The organism is Citreicella sp. C3M06 (genome assembly GCF_018860705.1).
Classification (GTDB): domain Bacteria; phylum Pseudomonadota; class Alphaproteobacteria; order Rhodobacterales; family Rhodobacteraceae; genus Salipiger.
The window spans coordinates 1-17,628 of record NZ_JAHKQA010000076.1 but is presented as its reverse complement, the minus strand read 5'-3'; the positions used below and the strand labels follow the sequence as shown (position 1 = coordinate 17,628).

The 17,628-nt window shown below is 66.1% G+C and carries 15 protein-coding genes and 1 pseudogene; 9 read left to right on the top strand and 7 right to left on the bottom strand.

Annotated elements, in window-relative coordinates; genetic code table 11:
* The first annotated feature begins 124 nt into the window (after nt 1–124).
* The 3 genes from KO516_RS18040 to hrpB are packed head-to-tail and all read left to right on the top strand — an operon-like array spanning nt 125 to nt 5,244.
* Nucleotides 125–1,207, top strand: coding sequence for an HlyD family secretion protein (locus KO516_RS18040; protein ID WP_216005187.1), 1,083 nt, complete (start codon nt 125–127; stop codon nt 1,205–1,207).
* Complete coding sequence (locus KO516_RS18035; RefSeq protein ID WP_216005186.1) at nt 1,204–2,766, top strand: DHA2 family efflux MFS transporter permease subunit; 1,563 nt, start codon at nt 1,204–1,206, stop codon at nt 2,764–2,766. The genes KO516_RS18040 and KO516_RS18035 overlap by 4 nt, the downstream gene beginning before the upstream one ends.
* Before the next feature lie 39 nt (nt 2,767–2,805).
* Nucleotides 2,806–5,244, top strand: a complete 2,439-nt coding sequence (hrpB, locus tag KO516_RS18030; RefSeq protein ID WP_216005185.1) for an ATP-dependent helicase HrpB — start codon at nt 2,806–2,808, stop codon at nt 5,242–5,244.
* Between the two features lie 670 nt (nt 5,245–5,914).
* Here hrpB and argF read toward each other — a convergent pair.
* The 3 genes from argF to truA form a co-directional block, all read right to left on the bottom strand.
* Nucleotides 5,915–6,841, bottom strand: coding sequence for an ornithine carbamoyltransferase (gene argF, locus KO516_RS18025; RefSeq protein ID WP_216005184.1), 927 nt, complete (start codon nt 6,839–6,841; stop codon nt 5,915–5,917).
* 93 nt (nt 6,842–6,934) lie between these two features.
* A complete protein-coding gene (locus KO516_RS18020) occupies nt 6,935–8,110 on the bottom strand; it encodes an aspartate aminotransferase family protein (protein ID WP_216005183.1) in 1,176 nt (391 codons plus the stop codon).
* A 234-nt stretch (nt 8,111–8,344) separates the two neighbouring features.
* A complete protein-coding gene (gene truA, locus KO516_RS18015; RefSeq protein ID WP_216005182.1) occupies nt 8,345–9,112 on the bottom strand; it encodes a tRNA pseudouridine(38-40) synthase TruA in 768 nt (255 codons plus the stop codon).
* Between the two features lie 128 nt (nt 9,113–9,240).
* Here truA and KO516_RS18010 point away from each other — a divergent pair, with 128 nt between their 5' ends.
* The 5 genes from KO516_RS18010 to KO516_RS17990 are packed head-to-tail and all read left to right on the top strand — an operon-like array spanning nt 9,241 to nt 14,173.
* Nucleotides 9,241–9,723, top strand: a complete 483-nt coding sequence (locus tag KO516_RS18010; protein ID WP_216005181.1) for an NUDIX hydrolase — start codon at nt 9,241–9,243, stop codon at nt 9,721–9,723.
* 22 nt (nt 9,724–9,745) lie between these two features.
* Nucleotides 9,746–11,215, top strand: coding sequence for an inorganic phosphate transporter (locus KO516_RS18005; protein ID WP_371742102.1), 1,470 nt, complete (start codon nt 9,746–9,748; stop codon nt 11,213–11,215).
* A gap of 59 nt (nt 11,216–11,274) precedes the next feature.
* Nucleotides 11,275–12,711, top strand: coding sequence for a YcjX family protein (locus KO516_RS18000; protein WP_252737692.1), 1,437 nt, complete (start codon nt 11,275–11,277; stop codon nt 12,709–12,711).
* Entirely contained in the window at nt 12,708–13,163 is a 456-nt protein-coding gene (locus KO516_RS17995; RefSeq protein WP_371742101.1) for a GNAT family N-acetyltransferase, read from the top strand. The genes KO516_RS18000 and KO516_RS17995 overlap by 4 nt, the downstream gene beginning before the upstream one ends.
* Nucleotides 13,160–14,173 carry a YcjF family protein gene (locus tag KO516_RS17990; protein ID WP_216005179.1) on the top strand — a complete coding sequence of 338 codons (1,014 nt, stop codon included), beginning with the start codon at nt 13,160–13,162 and terminating at the stop codon, nt 14,171–14,173. The genes KO516_RS17995 and KO516_RS17990 overlap by 4 nt, the downstream gene beginning before the upstream one ends.
* Before the next feature lie 48 nt (nt 14,174–14,221).
* On the opposite strand, the gene KO516_RS17985 is transcribed toward KO516_RS17990, so the two are convergent.
* From KO516_RS17985 to KO516_RS17970, 4 genes and pseudogenes are all read right to left on the bottom strand, one after another.
* Entirely contained in the window at nt 14,222–14,386 is a 165-nt protein-coding gene (locus KO516_RS17985) for a DUF1328 domain-containing protein (RefSeq protein WP_216005178.1), read from the bottom strand.
* A gap of 33 nt (nt 14,387–14,419) precedes the next feature.
* Nucleotides 14,420–14,608 carry a PLD nuclease N-terminal domain-containing protein gene (locus KO516_RS17980; RefSeq protein ID WP_216005177.1) on the bottom strand — a complete coding sequence of 63 codons (189 nt, stop codon included), beginning with the start codon at nt 14,606–14,608 and terminating at the stop codon, nt 14,420–14,422.
* Between the two features lie 342 nt (nt 14,609–14,950).
* A pseudogene (locus KO516_RS24370) lies at nt 14,951–15,190 on the bottom strand (TRAP transporter large permease); the annotation flags it as partial.
* A 298-nt stretch (nt 15,191–15,488) separates the two neighbouring features.
* Nucleotides 15,489–15,695, bottom strand: coding sequence for a hypothetical protein (locus KO516_RS17970; protein WP_216005175.1), 207 nt, complete (start codon nt 15,693–15,695; stop codon nt 15,489–15,491).
* Nucleotides 15,696–16,570: 875 nt separating this feature from the next.
* Here KO516_RS17970 and KO516_RS17965 point away from each other — a divergent pair.
* Nucleotides 16,571–17,628: AMP-binding protein (locus KO516_RS17965; protein WP_216005174.1), on the top strand; the 1,058-nt coding region annotated here is incomplete at its 3' end.

Here is a 17,628-nt window from a genome sequence, read left to right as displayed (position 1 = left end):
GCTGTATAATCGAACCCGCTGGTTCGATGAAGTCTTGATTTTGAGTCCGGGATGTCCTAGTTGCCATCGAACCGGGTGGTTCGATCCGCCCTCTCCCCATATCCCCTCTTCGAAAGACCGCCCCATGACCGCCGCCGAGACGCCCGAAAAGAAAAGCCGCAAAAAACCCATTCTGGCCAGCATCGCGCTGTTGGCCCTGCTTGGGGGCGGCCATGAGGGCTACCAGTACTGGACGAATGGGCGGTTTCTAGTGGAGACCGATGATGCCTATGTCCAAGCCGACATGTCGCTGGTATCGTCCAAGCTGCAAGGCTACGTCGCCGACATTCCGGTGCAGGCCAACCAGCACGTGAGCAAGGGCGCGGTGCTGGTGCGGATCGAAGATGGCGATTACCGCATCGCGCTGGAACAGGCGCAAGCCAAGCTGCTGACGCTGTCACGCACGCTGGCGCGGGTCGACGCGCAGATCCTCGCCGCGCAGGCCAGCGTCACGCAGGCCGAAGCCCAGCTTGCAGCATCCGATGCGGCGTTGCATGCCGCCGAGACCTCGCAGGCCCGGATCGAAGGGTTGCGGGCGCGCGGTGTTTCGTCTCAGGCCGATCTGGACGATGCCAATGAGGCGCTGGAAACCAGCCGCGCCAACCGGCAGGCGGCGCTCGCCACCATCGCCGGGGCGAAGGCGGATGTCGATGTGCTCAAGGCGCAGCGAGAGGAAAGCGAATCCTCGCGCCGCGCGCTTCAGCTCGACATCGACCAAGCCCAGCGCAATCTGGATCACACGGTGCTGCGCGCGCCATTTGATGGCACCGTCGCCAACATCGCCATCGAAGAGGGCGAACTGGTCAGCATCGGTGCACAGCTTGCCGTGGTGGTCCCCGATCGCGGGCTCTATGTCGAAGCGAACTTCAAGGAAACCCAGCTGGCCGGCATCACGCCGGGCGAAACCGCCAAGATCCGCATCGACGCGCTGGAGGACCACGAGATCGAAGGCCGCGTGGTGTCGCTCGCCCCGGCCACCGGCTCGGAATTCTCGCTTTTGCCCACCGAGAACGCGACAGGCAACTTCACCAAGATCGTGCAGCGCGTGCCGGTGCGCATCGAGCTGCCCGAAGGCACGCCGGGCCTGCGCGCCGGCCTGTCCGTCGTGGTCGAGATCGACCGGCGCACCGCCCCCGAAGGCACCGCCGTGGCGCAGGCACTGCAATGAGCGCCCCCGCTGCCCAGCCAGAACCCGAACTGACGCCGCGTCGCATCGCGGCGTTCTTCGTCATGGTGTTCGGCATGTTCATGGCGATCCTCGACATCCAGATCGTCTCGGCCTCGCTTCCCGAGATTCAGGCCGGGCTTGGCGCCTCGTCGGATGAAATCAGCTGGGTGCAGACCTCGTATCTGATCGCCGAGGTGGTGATGATCCCGCTGTCGGGCCTGCTGGGACGGATGATGTCGACGCGCTACCTGTTCGCCGTGTCGGCGGCGGGCTTTACCGCGGCGTCGTTCATGTGCGCCACCTCCAGCAGCATCACCGAGATGATCCTGTGGCGCGCGGTGCAGGGTTTTCTGGGCGGCGGCATGATCCCGTCGGTGTTCGCCGCGGCCTTTACCATCTTTCCGCCGTCCAAACGCGCCATCGTATCGCCGATGATTGGCCTTGTGGCGACGCTGGCCCCCACGGTCGGCCCCACGGTCGGCGGCTTTCTCAGCCACGCGATGTCTTGGCACTGGCTGTTTCTGGTCAACGTGCCGGCGGGCATACTGGTGACCATTGGCGCGCTGTCCCTGATCGATTTTGACAAGCCCGAATGGTCGCTGTTCTCCACTTTCGACTGGATCGGCCTTGGCGCGCTGGCCTGTTTCCTTGGCGGCATGGAATTCGTGCTCGAGGAAGGCCCCGGCAACGACTGGTTCGAAGACGAGATGGTGCTGATCCTGTTCGTCGTGATGGTGCTGGGGGGGATCGTCACCTTCTGGCGGGCTTTCACGCTGAAAAATCCCATCGTCGACTTTTCGGCCTTTGCGAACACCAATTTTGCCGTCGGCTCGGTGTTCAGCTTCGTCATGGGCATCGGGCTGTACGGGATGACCTACCTGTATCCGCTCTACCTGTCGGAAATCCGCAGCTATGACAGCCTGATGACCGGCCAAACGGTATTCGTGTCGGGCATGGCGATGTTCCTGACCGCGCCCATCGCTGGGATGCTGTCGGCGAGGATGGATTTGCGGCTGATGCTGCTGCTCGGCTTTCTGGGCTTTGGCACGTCGTCATGGATGTTGACCGGCATGACCGCCGACTGGGATTTCAACGAATTGCTGCTGCCGCAGATCCTGCGCGGCATATCGCTGATGATCTGCATGGTACCGATCAACAACCTCGCGCTTGGCACGCTGGAGCGCTCGAAGATGAAAAACGCCTCGGGGCTCTACAACCTGATGCGCAACCTCGGCGGCGCGGTGGGGTTGGCGGTCATCAATACGCTGCTGACGGATCGCAACGCGCTGCACAGCGCGCGCCTGTCCGAAACCCTCAGCTGGTCCAACCCCGAGGCGCTGCGCCAGCTGGACCTGATAGCGTCATATCTGACGGCCGAGGGCATTGATGGACCTCGCGCAGCGCTGTCGTATATGGCCTCGCGGGTGGCGCAGCAAGCCTCGGTCATGAGCTTCATCGACGTGTTCACCCTGATCACCACGCTGTTCGTCGGGCTGGCGGTGCTGGCGCTGGCGATGAAACCGCCGCGCGCAGCTGCAGGGGGCGGCGGCGGGCACTGACGGCTCGACGGCAGGCGGGCGATGGCGCATAAGCAGGCTATGTTCCGCCTGCCCATCGACGACGCCCTGCCCGCCCTTATCGACGCGCTGAAAACGCGCGGCCGCGCCGTGCTGCAAGCCCCCCCCGGCGCGGGCAAGACCACCCGTGTGCCGCTGGCCATGCTCGACGCAGGGCTGACGGACGGCAAGATCCTGATGCTCGAGCCGCGCCGCCTTGCCGCCCGCGCCGCCGCGCAACGGCTGGCAGAAACCCTTGGAGAAGTTCCGGGCGAGCGTGTCGGCTACCGCATCCGGGGCGAGGCGAAATCGTCCAGATCCACCCGCATCGAGGTGGTGACCGAAGGCATCCTGACCCGGATGATCCAATCCGATCCCGACCTGCCCGGCATTGGCGCGGTACTGTTCGATGAATTTCACGAACGCTCGCTCAACGCCGATCTGGGGCTGGCGCTGTGCCTTGAAATTGCCGGCGCCCTGCGCGACGATCTGATTCTGCTGGCGATGTCGGCGACGCTGGATGCCGCCCCGGTGGCGGCGCTGATGGATGCGCCCATCGTGACCTCGCAAGGGCGCGCCTTTCCGGTCGAAACCCGCTGGCTGGACAAGCCCGTGCCGAAAGCTCGCCGGTTCGAAGAATCGCTCTCTGATCTGATCGTGCAGGCCGCCGCTGAGACAAAAGGCGGCATGCTTGCCTTTCTGCCCGGCGAAGGCGAAATCCGCCGCACCGAGGCGCTGCTGCGATCCCGCCTGCCCGCCGATGTCACCATCCGCCCGCTGTTCGGCGCGATGGAATTTTCGGCGCAGCGCGCGGCGATCCAGCCCGAAGCTCAGGGGCGTAAGCTGGTGCTTGCCACCTCGATCGCGGAAACCTCGCTGACCATTGAGGACATCCGCGTGGTGATCGACGGCGGGCGGGCGCGGCGGGCGCGCTTCGATCCCGGCTCGGGCATGTCGCGCCTTGTGACCGAGCGCGTCACCCGCGCCGAGGCCACGCAGCGCGCCGGGCGCGCAGGCCGGGTGGCGCAAGGCGTGTCTTACCGGCTTTGGACCAAAGGCGAAGAGGGCGCGCAGCTGGCCTTTCCCCCGGCAGAAATCGAAAGCGCCGACCTTGCCGGGCTGGCGCTGGAACTGGCGCTCTGGGGCGCTGTGCCGGGCGATCTGCCGTTCCTCACCGCGCCGAACCCCGGCGCCTATGCCGAGGCGCAAGCGCTGCTGCATATGCTGGGGGCGCTGGATGCGAAGGGGCGCATCACCGCGCATGGGCGCAGGCTCGCCGCGCTGCCGCTGCACCCGCGCCTTGCGCATATGCTGGAACTGGGCGGGCCGGAGGCTGCGCCGCTGGCGGCGCTGCTGGCCGACCGCGATCCGATCAAGGGCGCGCCCAGCGATCTGCTGCTGCGGCTCGAGGCGCTGCGCGATGCCCGCCGGTTTGCGCAGACGCGGCCCTATGGCCTGAACCGCCCATCGCTCGAGCGTATCCGGGCCGAGGCACGGCGGCTGAAAGCGCGCAGCACCAAGGGTCCCGCGCAGGGCGCTGCCGCGCTGGCGGCGCTGGCCTATCCCGACCGCATCGGCCTGCGCCGCAAGGGCGATGCCGCCCGCTATCAGCTTTCTGGCGGCAAGGGCGCGGTGATGGACGACGCCGACCCGCTGGCAAGCGCCCGGCTGATCGTCGTCACCGACACCGACGGCAACCCGCGCGAAGCCCGTATCCGGCAGGCGATCCAGATCACCGAAAGCGAACTGCGGGCGCTGTTTGCCGACCAGATCGTCTGGGAAAACAGCTGTGCCTGGTCGAAACGCGAGCGCCGGGTGGTGGCGCGGCGGCAGGAAAAGCTCGGGGCCATCGCGCTGGATGACCGGCTGTGGAAAGACGCACCCGCCGAGGCGGTGGCCCGCGCCATGCTGGACGGAGTGCGCGATCTGGGCCTGTCGCTGAGCGATGCCGCACGGCGTTTTGCCGCCCGCGTGGCGCTGGGGCGCGACGGCGGGCTTGATCTGCCCGACATGTCCGATGCTGCGCTGCTGGACACGCTTGAGGAGTGGTTGTTGCCGTTTCTGAGCGGCGTGAAGACCGCCGAGGACTGGAAGCGCTTCGACCCGCTGCCAGCGCTGCGGGCCCGGCTGGACTGGGGGCAGATGCAGGCGCTGGATACGGCAGTGCCGGGGCGCTTTGTCACGCCGCTTGGCCGCGAGATTCCCATCGACTATTCCGGCGAACATCCGCAGATCGAGCTGCGCATTCAGGAGATGTTCGGCCAACGCAGCCATCCGCTGGTCGGGCGCACGCCCTTGCGGGTGACGCTGCTGTCTCCGGCGCGCAGGCCGGTGCAGACCACGATGGACATTCCCGGTTTCTGGGAGGGCTCCTACGCCGATGTGCGCAAGGACATGAAGGCGCAATATCCGCGCCACCCTTGGCCCGAAGACCCGCGCGAGGCGGATCCAACCCTGCGTGCCAAGCCGCGCGGACAGTAGGGGGCGTTGCCCCCCGCGCGTTGCGCTCCCCCCAGGATATTTCTGGCCAGAAGAAGATGCGGGCGTCGGCCTTCGTATCGGCCGTGGGGGGCATCCTTGCCATCGCGGCGTGCGACCCCGTGGCGGGCGAAGGAATGAACTTGGGCCTGCGGTGCCCCTCGGACGCCGAGGGCTGTACAGAGCAGCGGGATCGAAACGCCTGTCGTGATCGCGCTGGTAACGGGGGGGGCAGGTCGTCGGCAGCTTTTCGAGCTGCGCGAGGATCAGCTGGCCGCGGAAGGCCTTGGAGATGTCATCATGCGATCAGGCGCGGATGATGCAGCCCGCGCCGTTTGTGCGATGCGTCCCATCGTTGGATTGGCCGAGGCTTATCGCCGCGATCAGCGTCCACTTACCCTCTTGCCTCGCCCGCAGCGTCGCGGATTGCATCGAATGTCGCATCATGCGCGAGCCAACCATCCTGGCACACCAACAAGACAAGCCCGAGACGGAGAGGTCGCGTTGGACATGCCGCGCCTACGTTGTTCACCCTGCTGCCCTTTCTCGAGCAGCGGGCTTTGTATTCGGACGGTGGGCGTGCCTGTGCCTCGCGATCATGCAGAAGGGATGGGGCGGGACATGCGAAGAGAACCCATGCCCTGCCCCCTGATCGTGCCGCGCTGGTGCGGGATCAGCCGCCGACGCACCAGCGCATGATGGCCTTTTGCGCATGGAGGCGGTTTTCGGCCTCGTCCCAGATCACCGATTGCGCACCGTCCATCACTTCGGAGGTGACTTCCTCGCCGCGGTGCGCGGGTAGGCAATGCATGAAGAGTGCGTCCTTGCCGGCCGCTTCCATCAGCGCTTCGTTGACCTGATAGGGGCGCAGCATGTTGTGGCGCCGCTCTCGGGCCGATTGCGCGTCATGCATCGAAACCCAGGTATCGGCGACGATCAAATCGGCGCCCTCGACCGCCTTGAAGGCGTCGCGCTCGATGGTGATGGTGGAGCCAGCGCTGCGGGCAAGGCCGACGAACTCCATTTCCGGATCGAGCTGCACCGGGCCGGTGAAGGTCAGATCGAAGCCGAATTGCCCGGCGGCGTGCAGGAAGGACGCGCACACATTGTTGCCATCGCCGCACCAGACCACCTTCTTGCCCGCAATGGGGCCGCGATGTTCCTCGAAGGTCAGGATGTCGGCCATGATCTGGCAGGGGTGGGTGCGGTCTGTCAGCCCGTTGATCACCGGCACCGAGGCATATTCTGCCATCTCTTCGAGAACCGATTCATCGAAGGTGCGGATCATGATCATGTCGACGAAGCGCGACAGCACGCGGGCGGTATCGGCGATGGTCTCACCATGGCCGAGCTGCATGTCGGAGCCCGAGAGCACCATCGTCTGCCCGCCCATCTGGCGCACGCCCACATCGAAGCTGACCCGTGTGCGGGTCGAGGGTTTTTCGAAGATCAGCGCGACCATGCGGTCCTTGAGGGGCAGATCGTCATCGAGCGCGGCCTGAGGGCGACCCTTGCGGGTGTTCTTGATCTGTTTTGCGGTATCGATGATGGCCCGCAGATCGGTTTTGTCGGTCTTGTGAATGTCGAGAAAATGTTTCATTTTTCTTGCTTTTTTCAAGGAAGGATGGGGGCGCTGCCCCCCCTGTCGCCTGACGGCGCCAGTCCCCCCGGGATATTTATGGCCAGAAGAAGCTCAGGCCGTTTCGAGGGCGGTGGCGGCGGCGTCAAGGCGGGCGGTGGCCTCGGCGATTTCGTCATCGGTGATGTTCAAGGGCGGCAGCAGGCGCACGATGTTGTCGGCGGCCGGAACGGTGATCACCAACGCGTCGTAGCCCTTTTTGACAAAATCGGCCGGAGCCTGTCTGGTTTTCAGACCCAGCATCAGGCCCATGCCGCGCACCTCTTCGAAGGTGTCCGGATGGGCGGCGATGAGGCCTTCGAGCTTTTGGCGCAACAGGCCGGCCTTGCGGTTGACCTCTGCCAGAAAGGCGGGATCGGCGACATGGTCCATCACGGCGTTGCCCACCGCGCAGCCCAGCGGGTTGCCGCCGTAAGTCGAGCCATGGGTGCCGGTGGTCATGCCGCTGGCGGCGCCTTCGGTGGCCAGCACCGCGCCCAGCGGGAAGCCGCCGCCGATGCCCTTGGCGACCATCATGATGTCGGGTTTAATCCCGGCCCATTCATGGGCGAAGAGCTTGCCGGTCCGGCCCATGCCGCATTGCACCTCGTCGAGGATCAGCAGGATGCCGCGTTCGTCGCACAGATCACGCATCCATCTCAGGGTGGAGTCGGGCAGCGGGCGGATGCCGCCTTCGCCCTGCACCGGCTCGATGAGGATCGCGCCCACGGTGTCGGTGATGGCCGCGAGCAGCGCGTCGTTGTCGCCGAACGGCAGGTGCACGAAGCCCGGCAGCAGCGGGCCAAAGCCCTTGACCATCTTTTCCGACCCGGCGGCGGCGATGCCTGCCGAGCTGCGCCCGTGGAAGCTGCCCGAGAAGGTGAGGATGTCGGACTTGTCGGGCTGGCCCTTGTCGTACCAGTACTTGCGAGCCATCTTGACCGCCAGCTCGCAGGCCTCGGTTCCCGAGTTGGTGAAGAACACCGTATCGGCGAAGGTCGCCTCCACCAGCTTGTCGGCCAGCGCCTGCTGTTGCGGGATCTCGTAGAGGTTGGAGACATGCCACAGCTTGCCCGCCTGTTCGGTCAGCGCGGCGACCAGCGCGGGGTTGGCGTGGCCAAGCGCGTTGACGGCGATGCCGCTGCCCAGATCGAGGAATCGGCGCCCGTCTTCCTCCACCAGCCAGGTGCCTTCCCCCTTCACGAAGTGAAGCGGGGCGCGGGAATAGGTGGGCAGGACGGACGGGATCATGCGTGATCTCCCATAGGTAAGGATCAGGCCCGATTGGTGCCAAGCGCCGGGGGCCAAGTCAAGTTGATGCGGAGGTAACAGACGTGCGAAGCGTAGCCTCCCCTGTCGGGGATGCGAGGAAGAGCGTCAGGCTCGTCGGATGCGGATCGCGTGCGTCATGTGCGATCACATGACAGGTTCGCGGGGCGCGTGCAAGAGGGCTGCGTTTGCGAAGGCCGAACGGGTGGGCGCGCGTTATGCGAACGGGTCATCCGGATAGCCCACGCCCATCAGGTACAGCCCGTCCGGCGGGCAGACCGGCCCGCAGGCCGCACGATCGCAAGCGTCGAGCGCGCGCTTCAGGTCCATCGGCGTCCATGCTCCGGTGCCGACCCGTTCCAGCGTGCCGACGATCGAGCGGACCTGATTGTGCAGAAAGCTGCGGGCGCGCAGATGAAAGCGCAGCTCTGTGCCAGCAGGCGACTCCAGCTGTTCGACGCGGATCTCGTCCATCGTTTTGACCGGCGATTTGGCCTGACACATGGTCGAGCGGAAGGTGGTGAAATCATGCAGGCCGATCAGGTGGTTGGCCGCCTGCTGCATGGCATCGGCGTCCAGCGCATTCTTCACCTGCCAGACCTGGCCGGCCTCCAGCGTCGCGGGGGCACGGCGCACCAGCACGCGGTAGAGATAGCGCCGCTCGATCGCCGAGAAGCGGGCGTGCCAGTCTTGCCCGACCTGCGCGCATGCGCGGATCGCCACCGGAGCCGGGCGCAGATGGTGGTTGAGCGCCTCGGACAGGCGGAACGGGGCCCAGTCCTTTTGCAGATCGCAATGGGCCACCTGCCCGCGCCCATGCACGCCGGCATCGGTGCGCCCGGCGGCAGCGATGGTGTGCGGGCCGGGTTCGAGCCGGGCCAGCGCCGCCTCGATCGCCCCCTGCACCGAGGGTTGATCGGCCTGCCTTTGCCATCCGGCAAAGGGCGCGCCATGGTATTCGATCAAAAGGGCATAGCGGGGCATGAGCGGCTCAGTACAATGGCTTTCGGGCAACGACAATGCTGCTTTTGGTCCAGCCCGCTTGAGATATCGGCGCAGTTTCTCTAGGGAACGTCGATCCAACCCCGTTTAACAGGCAAAGACCCCCACCCATGCTTTCCAGCGTCTGGCGCAGCTACATCCAACCGATGCTAAAACGGCCCGCGAACCTTCAGGTTGCGGCGCTGTGCTATCGGGCTGCGCCGACTGGCCTTGAAGTGCTGATGATCACCTCGCGCGAGACGCGGCGCTGGATCCTGCCCAAGGGCTGGCCGATGGCCGGGCGCAGATCCGGTGGCGCCGCCGCGCAGGAAGCCTGGGAAGAGGCTGGCGTCATCGCCGCGCCGCGCCCGCCCCGGCTGATCGGGCGCTATCGCTATGACAAAATCGCCGATGGCGGTCTGCCGATGCCGACGGATGTCGATGTCTTCGCCATCGAGGTGGCGCGGCTTGCTGATGACTTCCCCGAAGCGCATCAGCGCGAGCGCCGTTGGATGGCCCCCGCAGCGGCGGCGCAACTGGTCGCCGAGCCGGATCTGGCGCAGTTGCTGCGCTCCCTGCCCGCGCTGCCCTGCGCTGCGCCGGGCGCGGCCTGACCCGGCTCGGACCCGCAGCCTAGTGTCGCACGATCTTCCCCCCACCGGCTGGAGCAGCCTCGATCGCGACCTCGACCGGATGTCGCGGCTCGAGGCGGCGAGCCTTTACGCCGCGCGCCCGCTGGTAGGCTTTGGCGTCGGCATGGTGTTCATTGCCGTCGCGGCGCTGGCGGCGGTGCTGGTGACCGGCCTTGGCGCGCAATCTCTGGCACTGGCGCTGGCGGCGGGATTTGCCGCCTTCATGGCGTTGAGCATCGGCGCCAATGATGTCGCCAACAACATGGGCCCGGCGGTGGGCGCGCGCGCGCTCAGCATGGGCGGCGCCATCGCCATCGCCGCCATCTGCGAAAGCGCGGGGGCGTTGCTGGCGGGCGGCGAGGTCGTCACCACCGTGTCGACCGGGATCTTCGATCCCGCCGGCTTTGCTGACCCCGCGGCCTTTGTGCGCGCCATGCTGGCGGCCTTGCTGGCGTCGGCGATCTGGGTGAACGTCGCCACCTTCGCCGGGGCGCCAGTGTCCACCACCCATGCGTTGATCGGCGGCGTCGTCGGCGCCGGGCTGGTGGCCGGAGGCCCCGGCGCGATGGACTGGCCGACCATGGCGGCGATCGCGCTCAGCTGGGTGGTTTCGCCGCTGATGGGCGGTGCCTTTGCTGCCGCGATTCTCGCCTTTGTCGAGGCGCGCATCGTTTACGTCGAGGACAAGATCGCCGCAGCCAAGGTCTGGGTGCCGGTGCTGATCGGGGTCATGGCGGCGGCGTTTGCCGCCTATCTGGCGCTCAAAGGGCTCAGCCGGGTGATCTGGGTGCCGCTGGAACTGGCGCTTGCCATCGGGGCTGGCATCGGGCTTGCGGTCTGGGCGATCTCGGTGCCGCTGGTGCGGCGCGAGGCCAAGGGGCTGGAAAACCGCAACCGCTCGGTCAAGCGGCTGTTCCGGTTGCCGCTGGTGATCTCGGGCGCGCTGCTGTCCTTTGCGCATGGGGCCAATGATGTGGCCAACGCCGTCGGGCCGCTGGCCGCCGTGGTGCAGGTTCAGCACGGGGCCAGTGCGCTGGGGCGCTTTGCCATCCCCGACTGGGTGATGCTGATCGGCGCCTTGGGGATTTCGGTCGGGCTGGTGCTGTTCGGGCCACGGCTGATCGGGCTGGTCGGCAACCGGATCACCAAGCTTAACCCGATCCGCGCCTATTGCGTGGCGTTGTCTGCCGCCGTGACGGTGATCGCCGCCGCCGCGCTGGGGCTGCCTGTCAGCTCGACCCATATCGCCATCGGCGGCATCTTTGGCGTCGGGTTTTACCGCGAATTTTCCGCCTCGCGCCGGCCGCGCAGCCCGTCTCTGCCGATGCCAAGGCAGGAACGCGCCCGCCGCCGCCTTGTGCGCCGCTCGCATTTCCTGACCATTATCGCGGCATGGGTGATCACCGTGCCCGCCGCCGGCGCCGTGTCGGCGGCGCTGTTCTGGGCGCTGTCGCGACTGGGCTTCATGGTCTGAGCCTCTGGCAACCTTGGCGAAGGGCCTCTATCTACAAAGGCAACCGCAGGAGGCAGCCCTTGGTTTTCGGACCCATCGGACAGATCGCAGACAGCATCACCCGCAGCGCGCAGGGGGTGGCCGATACCGTCGCCACGCCCTTTGTCGACCCGGTGATCCGGCTTGGTGTCACCGGGCTCAGCCGCGCCGGAAAGACGGTATTCATCACCTCGCTGGTGGCCAACCTGCTGGACCGCGCCCGGATGCCGCAACTGGTGGCCGAGGCCGAGGGCCGCATCCTTGCCGCCTACCTGCAACCCCAGCCCGACGACACCATGCCGCGCTTCGATTACGAGGCGAACCTCGGGATGCTGAGCGCCGCCACCCCGCGCTGGCCTGATAACACCCGCGCTGTATCGCAGCTGCGCCTGTCGCTGAAGCTGCGCCCCAAGGGGCTGCTGGCCGGGATCGGCGGCGATCGCAAGGTGCATATCGACATCGTGGACTACCCCGGAGAATGGCTGCTGGATCTGGGCCTGATGGGCAAAAGCTATGAGGACTGGTCGCTGGAAAGCCTTGGCCGCCTCGCGCAGCGGCCCGGCGGGGCGCAATACCTCGATATGGCGCGCGCCACGAACGCCAGCGAGCGTTTTGCCGAACCGGGCGCCAAGGCGCTGGCGGCCAGCTTTACCCAAGCGCTGCACGCGGCGCGCGATGCGGGGTTTTCAGACTGCACGCCGGGGCGCTTCCTGCTGCCCGGCGAAAAAGAAGGCAGCCCCGCGCTGACCTTTGCCCCGCTGCCGCCGCTGGGCGACGCGCCGCGCCAGTCGCTCTGGCGCGAGATGCAGCGCCGCTACGAGGCGTATAAGCGCCAGATCGTCGGCCCGTTCTTTCGTGACCATTTCAGCCGCATCGACCGGCAGGTGGTGCTGGTCGATGCGCTTGGCGCGATCCATGCCGGGCCCGCCGCGGTCGAGGATCTGCGCCGCACCATGGCCGAAATCCTGTCGGCCTTCCGCCCCGGCGGCAATGCGTTCCTGCGCCAGCTGCTGCTGGGCAAGCGGGTGGAAAAGATCCTGTTCGCCGCGACCAAGGCCGACCACCTGCACCATACCCAGCACCCCCGGCTGACCGCCATCATGGAGGCGCTGACCCGCGAGGCGCGCGACCGCGCCCGCTTTGCCGGAGCGCAGACCGGCGCCATGTCGATCGCCGCGCTGCGCGCCACGGTGGAACAGACCCTGCCGCATCAGGGCCGCGATCTGGACTGCGTGCGCGGCACCCTGATGAACGAGGACGGCACGCGCGGGCGCGCGGCGGCGTTCCATCCCGGCATGTTGCCCGAAGACCCTACCCGCCTGCTTGGCCCCGCCCGCGACGGCGCGCCGGCATGGCTCGATGGCGATTACGCGATCATGAAATTCGCCCCCGCGCCGCTGACGCTGAAACCCGGCGAAGGGCCGCCGCACATCCGGCTCGATCGGGCGGCGCAATTCCTGCTGGGGGACCGGCTGTGAGGTTGTTGCGCCCTGCCCGCAGCCTTGATGCCGGACGCCTTGGCGCGATGATGACCGAGGCCGCGCCGCACTGGAAGCCGATGCTGCACAGCGGCGCCGAAGACATTGCCCATGTCGGCGAGATGATCGCGCGCGGCTGGGTGACGGTGGCCGAACAGGGCGCGCCTGTCGGCTTCATCGCGCGCGAGGGCCGCTATATCCACGCGCTGTTCGTCAGCGCTGCGGCGCAACGCGCTGGCATCGGGCGCGCGCTTTTGGATGCGGCGCAGCAGGCCGAAGACCAGCTCGATCTGTGGACCTTCGAGGCCAACGCCCCCGCCCGCCGCTTCTATGAGGCGGCCGGCTTTACCGTTGTCGGGCGCGGCACTGGTATCAACAACGCCGAAGGTCTGCCCGACGTGCAGTACCGCTGGCAAAGCACCACCCCGCAGCGACAGGAGCGCAAGGCATGAGTGACGAGCGTAACACCGGCCCGGTGCTGATCGACCTCGAGGGCGACGCCCCCGCCTCGCCGTCCGACGCCCCGCCGGTGCCCGAACCCGACAGCGCCCCCACCCTGCCCGAAGGGCGCGCCATGGCCACCGCTGCAGCGCTGGCCGCCCGCCGCCCGTCGCGCCTTGCACGCTGGTTCTGGGGGCTGTTCGCGGCGCTGCTGACGACGCTGGCGTCAATCGCGGCGTGGCAATTCGCGATGAACCTCATCGCCAGCGTGCCGTTGCTGGGCTATGCGGTCAGCGCGCTGCTGATCGCCTTTCTGGCGGTGGTGCTTGCCATCGTGGTCAAGGAAATCGCCGCCCTCGCACGGCTTGGCGCGGTCGATGCGCTGCACCGCGCCGCCGACCTTGCGCTCGCCGATGACGATCTCAAGGGCGCGCATGCGGTGGTGGCAAAGCTGACGGCGCTTTACGCCGGGCGCGACGACACCCGCTGGGGCCGCGAGCGGCTCAAAGACCGCGCCCCCGAGATTTTCGATGCGCAAGGCGTGCTGCGTCTGGCGGAAACCGAATTGCTCGGCCCGCTCGATATCGCCGCGCGGCGCGAGGTCGAGGCTGCGGCGCGGCAGGTCGCGACCGTCACCGCCTTCATCCCGCTGGCGCTGGCGGATGTGGCGGCGGCGCTGGGGGCCAACATCCGGATGATCCGCCGCATTGCCGAGATTTACGGCGGGCGATCTGGCACGCTGGGCAGCTGGCGGCTGGTGCGTGCGGTGATGTCGCATCTTGTCGCCACTGGCGCGGTGGCGGTGGGCGATGACATGCTGGAGCCGATCCTTGGCGGCGGGCTGCTGGGCAAGCTGTCGCGCCGCTTTGGCGAGGGGCTGGTGAACGGCGCGCTGACCGCCCGCGTCGGCGTTGCCGCCATCGAGGTCTGCCGCCCGCTGCCCTTCAAGGCGAGCAAACGCCCCACCGCCCGCAGCATCGTGCGCACGGCGCTGGCCGGGTTGGTGCGCAGAGAGGCATGAAAAAGGCCGCTCTGTCGCCAGAGCGGCCTTTTCGTACGCCGAGGTGTATCAGGTTTTGCGCACAAGCCGCATCACCAGCATGACGACGAACAGCACCACGAAGATGAAGAACAGCACCTGCGCGATGCCAGCGGACGCCGAGGCGATGCCGCCAAAGCCAAAGACGGCCGCCACGATGGCGACGATGAAAAACAGGATTGCCCAGTAAAGCATATGCGTTTTCTCCGCTCTGTCAGGGGGTGGCGATCAGGCGATGTTGCGCGACGAGCGCGGCCCGGCGATCAGCCAGATGATGAAACCAAGGACCGGCAGCACGATCACCAGCAGCGTCCACAGCACCTTGGAGCCGGTGCTTGCGGAGGAGCCGAGGATCGAAACGATGGCCCAGATATCCAGTACGAGGACGATGAATCCTCCGATGCCTGCAAATTCCATGACATGTCTCCTTTGACGGTCCGCAATGTCGCAAGGCACGAGGCATCCGGAGGCTGGTCAGCCCCGCCGGGGCGCCTTGCCCCGGGTCAATCCTGTGTTGCGATCTGTGCGCGACCGGGGCTCCGTCCCCAGTCGTTCTGATTTTATAACGCGGCGTTTGCCGGAAAGGTTCCCGGGCCCGGCATGACAGGCCGCAGGCGCGACGGTCTTAGAAATTAAGATTGTACTTGAAGGGGAATGACACCGAAGCTGGAAATAGACGGGCCGCCTCTTTCCCTTCCGGTCCGTGAAATGATGGCGCCGCCCTGTCCTTCGGGCGGCGCCGTTTTCCTGCCTGCCGCGTCAGGCCAGCGCTGACAGCCAGAGCACGATACACGGCCAGGCGGCCATTAGCCCGACAGTCACCGCATCGGCGATGAAGAACGGCGGTGCGCCCCGGAACACATCCTGCACTGACAGGCCCGGGCGCACCCCGGCCACGACAAATCAGTTGAGCCCGAACCGCGGGGTGATCAGGCAGAATTCGGCCATCCTGACCACGGGGATGCTGAACCACACCGCGCACATAGATCGGCACGCCCCCGATGAAGGTGAAGATCATGATCGACAGCTTGGCGGTCTGTTGCGCCGCCATCGACTCGATGCACCCGCTCTGGATCGCCATGCCGTCCACCTCGCGGAACTGCGCCAGATCTTCGTCGGAGATGATCACCTTTTCGACGGTCTTCTCGGCCAGCACGCTGCCCCACTTGTCGACAAGGCCGCCGTAGGTCGTCAGGTCATGATTCAGCGCGGCGCGCTCGTCATCGGACAGCGTCTCGCAGGCATCCTTGTTCACCACCACCGGGAAGTTCACCGCCCCGGGGTTAAGGGTCGCCGTCTACCAGTCGGCCTCGTTGATGGTGCCAAAGGACAGAGGCGCATGCCGGGCAAAGGCGGCGGCACCGATCCCCCTGCTTGCATCGCCTGATAGACCTCGCAGGTGGTCATCGTGCTCGGCCCCCACTGCTGCAAAGGCATTGCCGATGCCGCGCACGCGCATCCCGACAAAGCTATCAAGCGTGGCGCGCGGCGTCGGTACCAACAAGGTCGTATTGCGGCATCGGCGTGGGCATCAGCAACATCGCGCCCCATTGCTTCGGCTCTAACCTGACCGCCGGAGGGTCAGACACCTCTTGGCCGACGGCGATCTCTTCCCCGAGCGGGTTGGCGCAATGAGCCGCAGTTCTAGCGCGGTCAGCCTGCGGGTCTTGTCGGGGTGAGAACCGGCGCAGATCTGGGCCATCTCGACGGCAAAGATCGTGATGCCCTCAAAGTTCTCGGAGGTCTTGCACAGTCCGCCGTACCAGATGTTCATGATGACCTCGCCATAAGTTTTTTTGGCGATCAGATCTGCTAGCTTCTGGTAAGGGTGCAGGGCTTGCCCAGACCGAGACGTTCCATTCCGTGGCCGTGGCTTCGATTGCGATTGCGATTGCGATTGCAACGCTCAGAGCGTCGTCGTCAACTTCTTCATGGCGATCCCTGCCATGGGTTCGCTGGCTTGGTGACGGCCTTATCGCCTGAGCCTCGCCAGATGACCGCACGGCGCAACCTGCGACCGACTCGGATGACCGACAGGCGGCCAGTTTTGCATGCAACGGTATGCCGTTTTCCAAAGATGCACGTGAGACCTGTTTTTAGTACCTTCCTGGCCCGTGTGGCGCACCTTTACACTACGTCAGGTCAAGCACTTTGAATCCATGGAAAAAACCTGCTCGCAAGCGAAGATATTTACACTCATACGCAGGCTAACGAAAATAATTTACAAAGATATTCTTGTTTTTCGGATACTTGTTCCATTCTTTTCGAAACGGCGTATGCTCCAACCTGGGATGGGAAATGCCGCACCGCGGCGTTTGAGAACTGAAAGGCGCCGATCGCGACCCCGCGCTGGCGCTGAAAGATCGAGGGAGGATCTCCATGAAAGACGACGCACAGAACAATTCCGCCACCTACGCCCCGACGCCCGAGTTTGCGGCCAAGGCGCATGTCGGCGCGGCGCAGTATGATGAGATGTATGCGCGTTCGCTCAGCGATCCGGACGGGTTCTGGGGCGAGCAGGCGCAGCGGCTCGACTGGATGGCGCGCCCGACCCGGATCAAGGACACCTGCTTTGATTTCGGCAAGGTCAGCATCAAGTGGTTCGAGGATGGCGTGCTCAACGTCGCCTATAACTGCGTCGACCGCCACCTGCCGGCCCGCGCCAACCAGACCGCCATCATCTTCGAGCCCGACAACCCCGAAGACCCGGCCCAGCACATCACCTATGCCCAGCTTTACGACAAGGTGAACCGCATGGCCAACGTCCTGCTGAGCCAGGGCGTCATGCGCGGCGATCGCGTTGTCATCTACCTGCCTATGATCCCCGAGGCGGCCTATGCCATGCTCGCCTGCGCCCGGATCGGCGCCATCCATTCCATTGTCTTCGCGGGCTTTTCCCCCGACGCGCTGGCCAACCGCATCAATGATTGCGGCGCCAAGATCGTCATCACCGCCGACACCGCCCCGCGCGGCGGACGCAAGACGGCGCTGAAATCCAACACCGATGCTGCGCTGCTGCACTGCAGCGACAAGGTGCGCTGCCTTGTGGTCAAGCACACCGGCGATCAGACCAGCTGGATTCAGGGCCGCGATGTCGATCTCAACTACCTGATGGAGCACGCCGCCCCCGATTGCCCGCCGCGCCCGATGAACGCCGAGGATCCGCTGTTCATCCTTTATACCTCGGGCTCGACCGGCAAGCCCAAGGGCGTGGTGCACAGCTCTGCTGGCTACCTGCTTTACGCCGCGATGACGCAAGAGATGGTGTTCGACTACCATGAGGGCGACATCTACTGGTGTACCGCCGATGTCGGCTGGGTCACCGGCCACAGCTATATCGTCTATGGCCCGCTGGCCAACGGCGCCACCACGCTGATGTTCGAAGGCGTGCCGACCTGGCCCGATGCGTCCCGCTTTTGGCAGGTTTGTGAAAAGCA

What these genes read in the sequence shown, in the direction of transcription:
- KO516_RS18040 (WP_216005187.1), top strand. Translation starts at nt 125, where the DNA reads ATGACCGCCGCCGAGACGCCCGAAAAGAAAAGCCGCAAAAAACCCATT.
- KO516_RS18035 (WP_216005186.1), top strand. Translation starts at nt 1,204, where the DNA reads ATGAGCGCCCCCGCTGCCCAGCCAGAACCCGAACTGACGCCGCGTCGC.
- hrpB (WP_216005185.1), top strand. Translation starts at nt 2,806, where the DNA reads ATGTTCCGCCTGCCCATCGACGACGCCCTGCCCGCCCTTATCGACGCG.
- argF (WP_216005184.1), bottom strand. Translation starts at nt 6,841, where the DNA reads ATGAAACATTTTCTCGACATTCACAAGACCGACAAAACCGATCTGCGG.
- KO516_RS18020 (WP_216005183.1), bottom strand. Translation starts at nt 8,110, where the DNA reads ATGATCCCGTCCGTCCTGCCCACCTATTCCCGCGCCCCGCTTCACTTC.
- truA (WP_216005182.1), bottom strand. Translation starts at nt 9,112, where the DNA reads ATGCCCCGCTATGCCCTTTTGATCGAATACCATGGCGCGCCCTTTGCC.
- KO516_RS18010 (WP_216005181.1), top strand. Translation starts at nt 9,241, where the DNA reads ATGCTTTCCAGCGTCTGGCGCAGCTACATCCAACCGATGCTAAAACGG.
- KO516_RS17990 (WP_216005179.1), top strand. Translation starts at nt 13,160, where the DNA reads ATGAGTGACGAGCGTAACACCGGCCCGGTGCTGATCGACCTCGAGGGC.
- KO516_RS17985 (WP_216005178.1), bottom strand. Translation starts at nt 14,386, where the DNA reads ATGCTTTACTGGGCAATCCTGTTTTTCATCGTCGCCATCGTGGCGGCC.
- KO516_RS17980 (WP_216005177.1), bottom strand. Translation starts at nt 14,608, where the DNA reads ATGGAATTTGCAGGCATCGGAGGATTCATCGTCCTCGTACTGGATATC.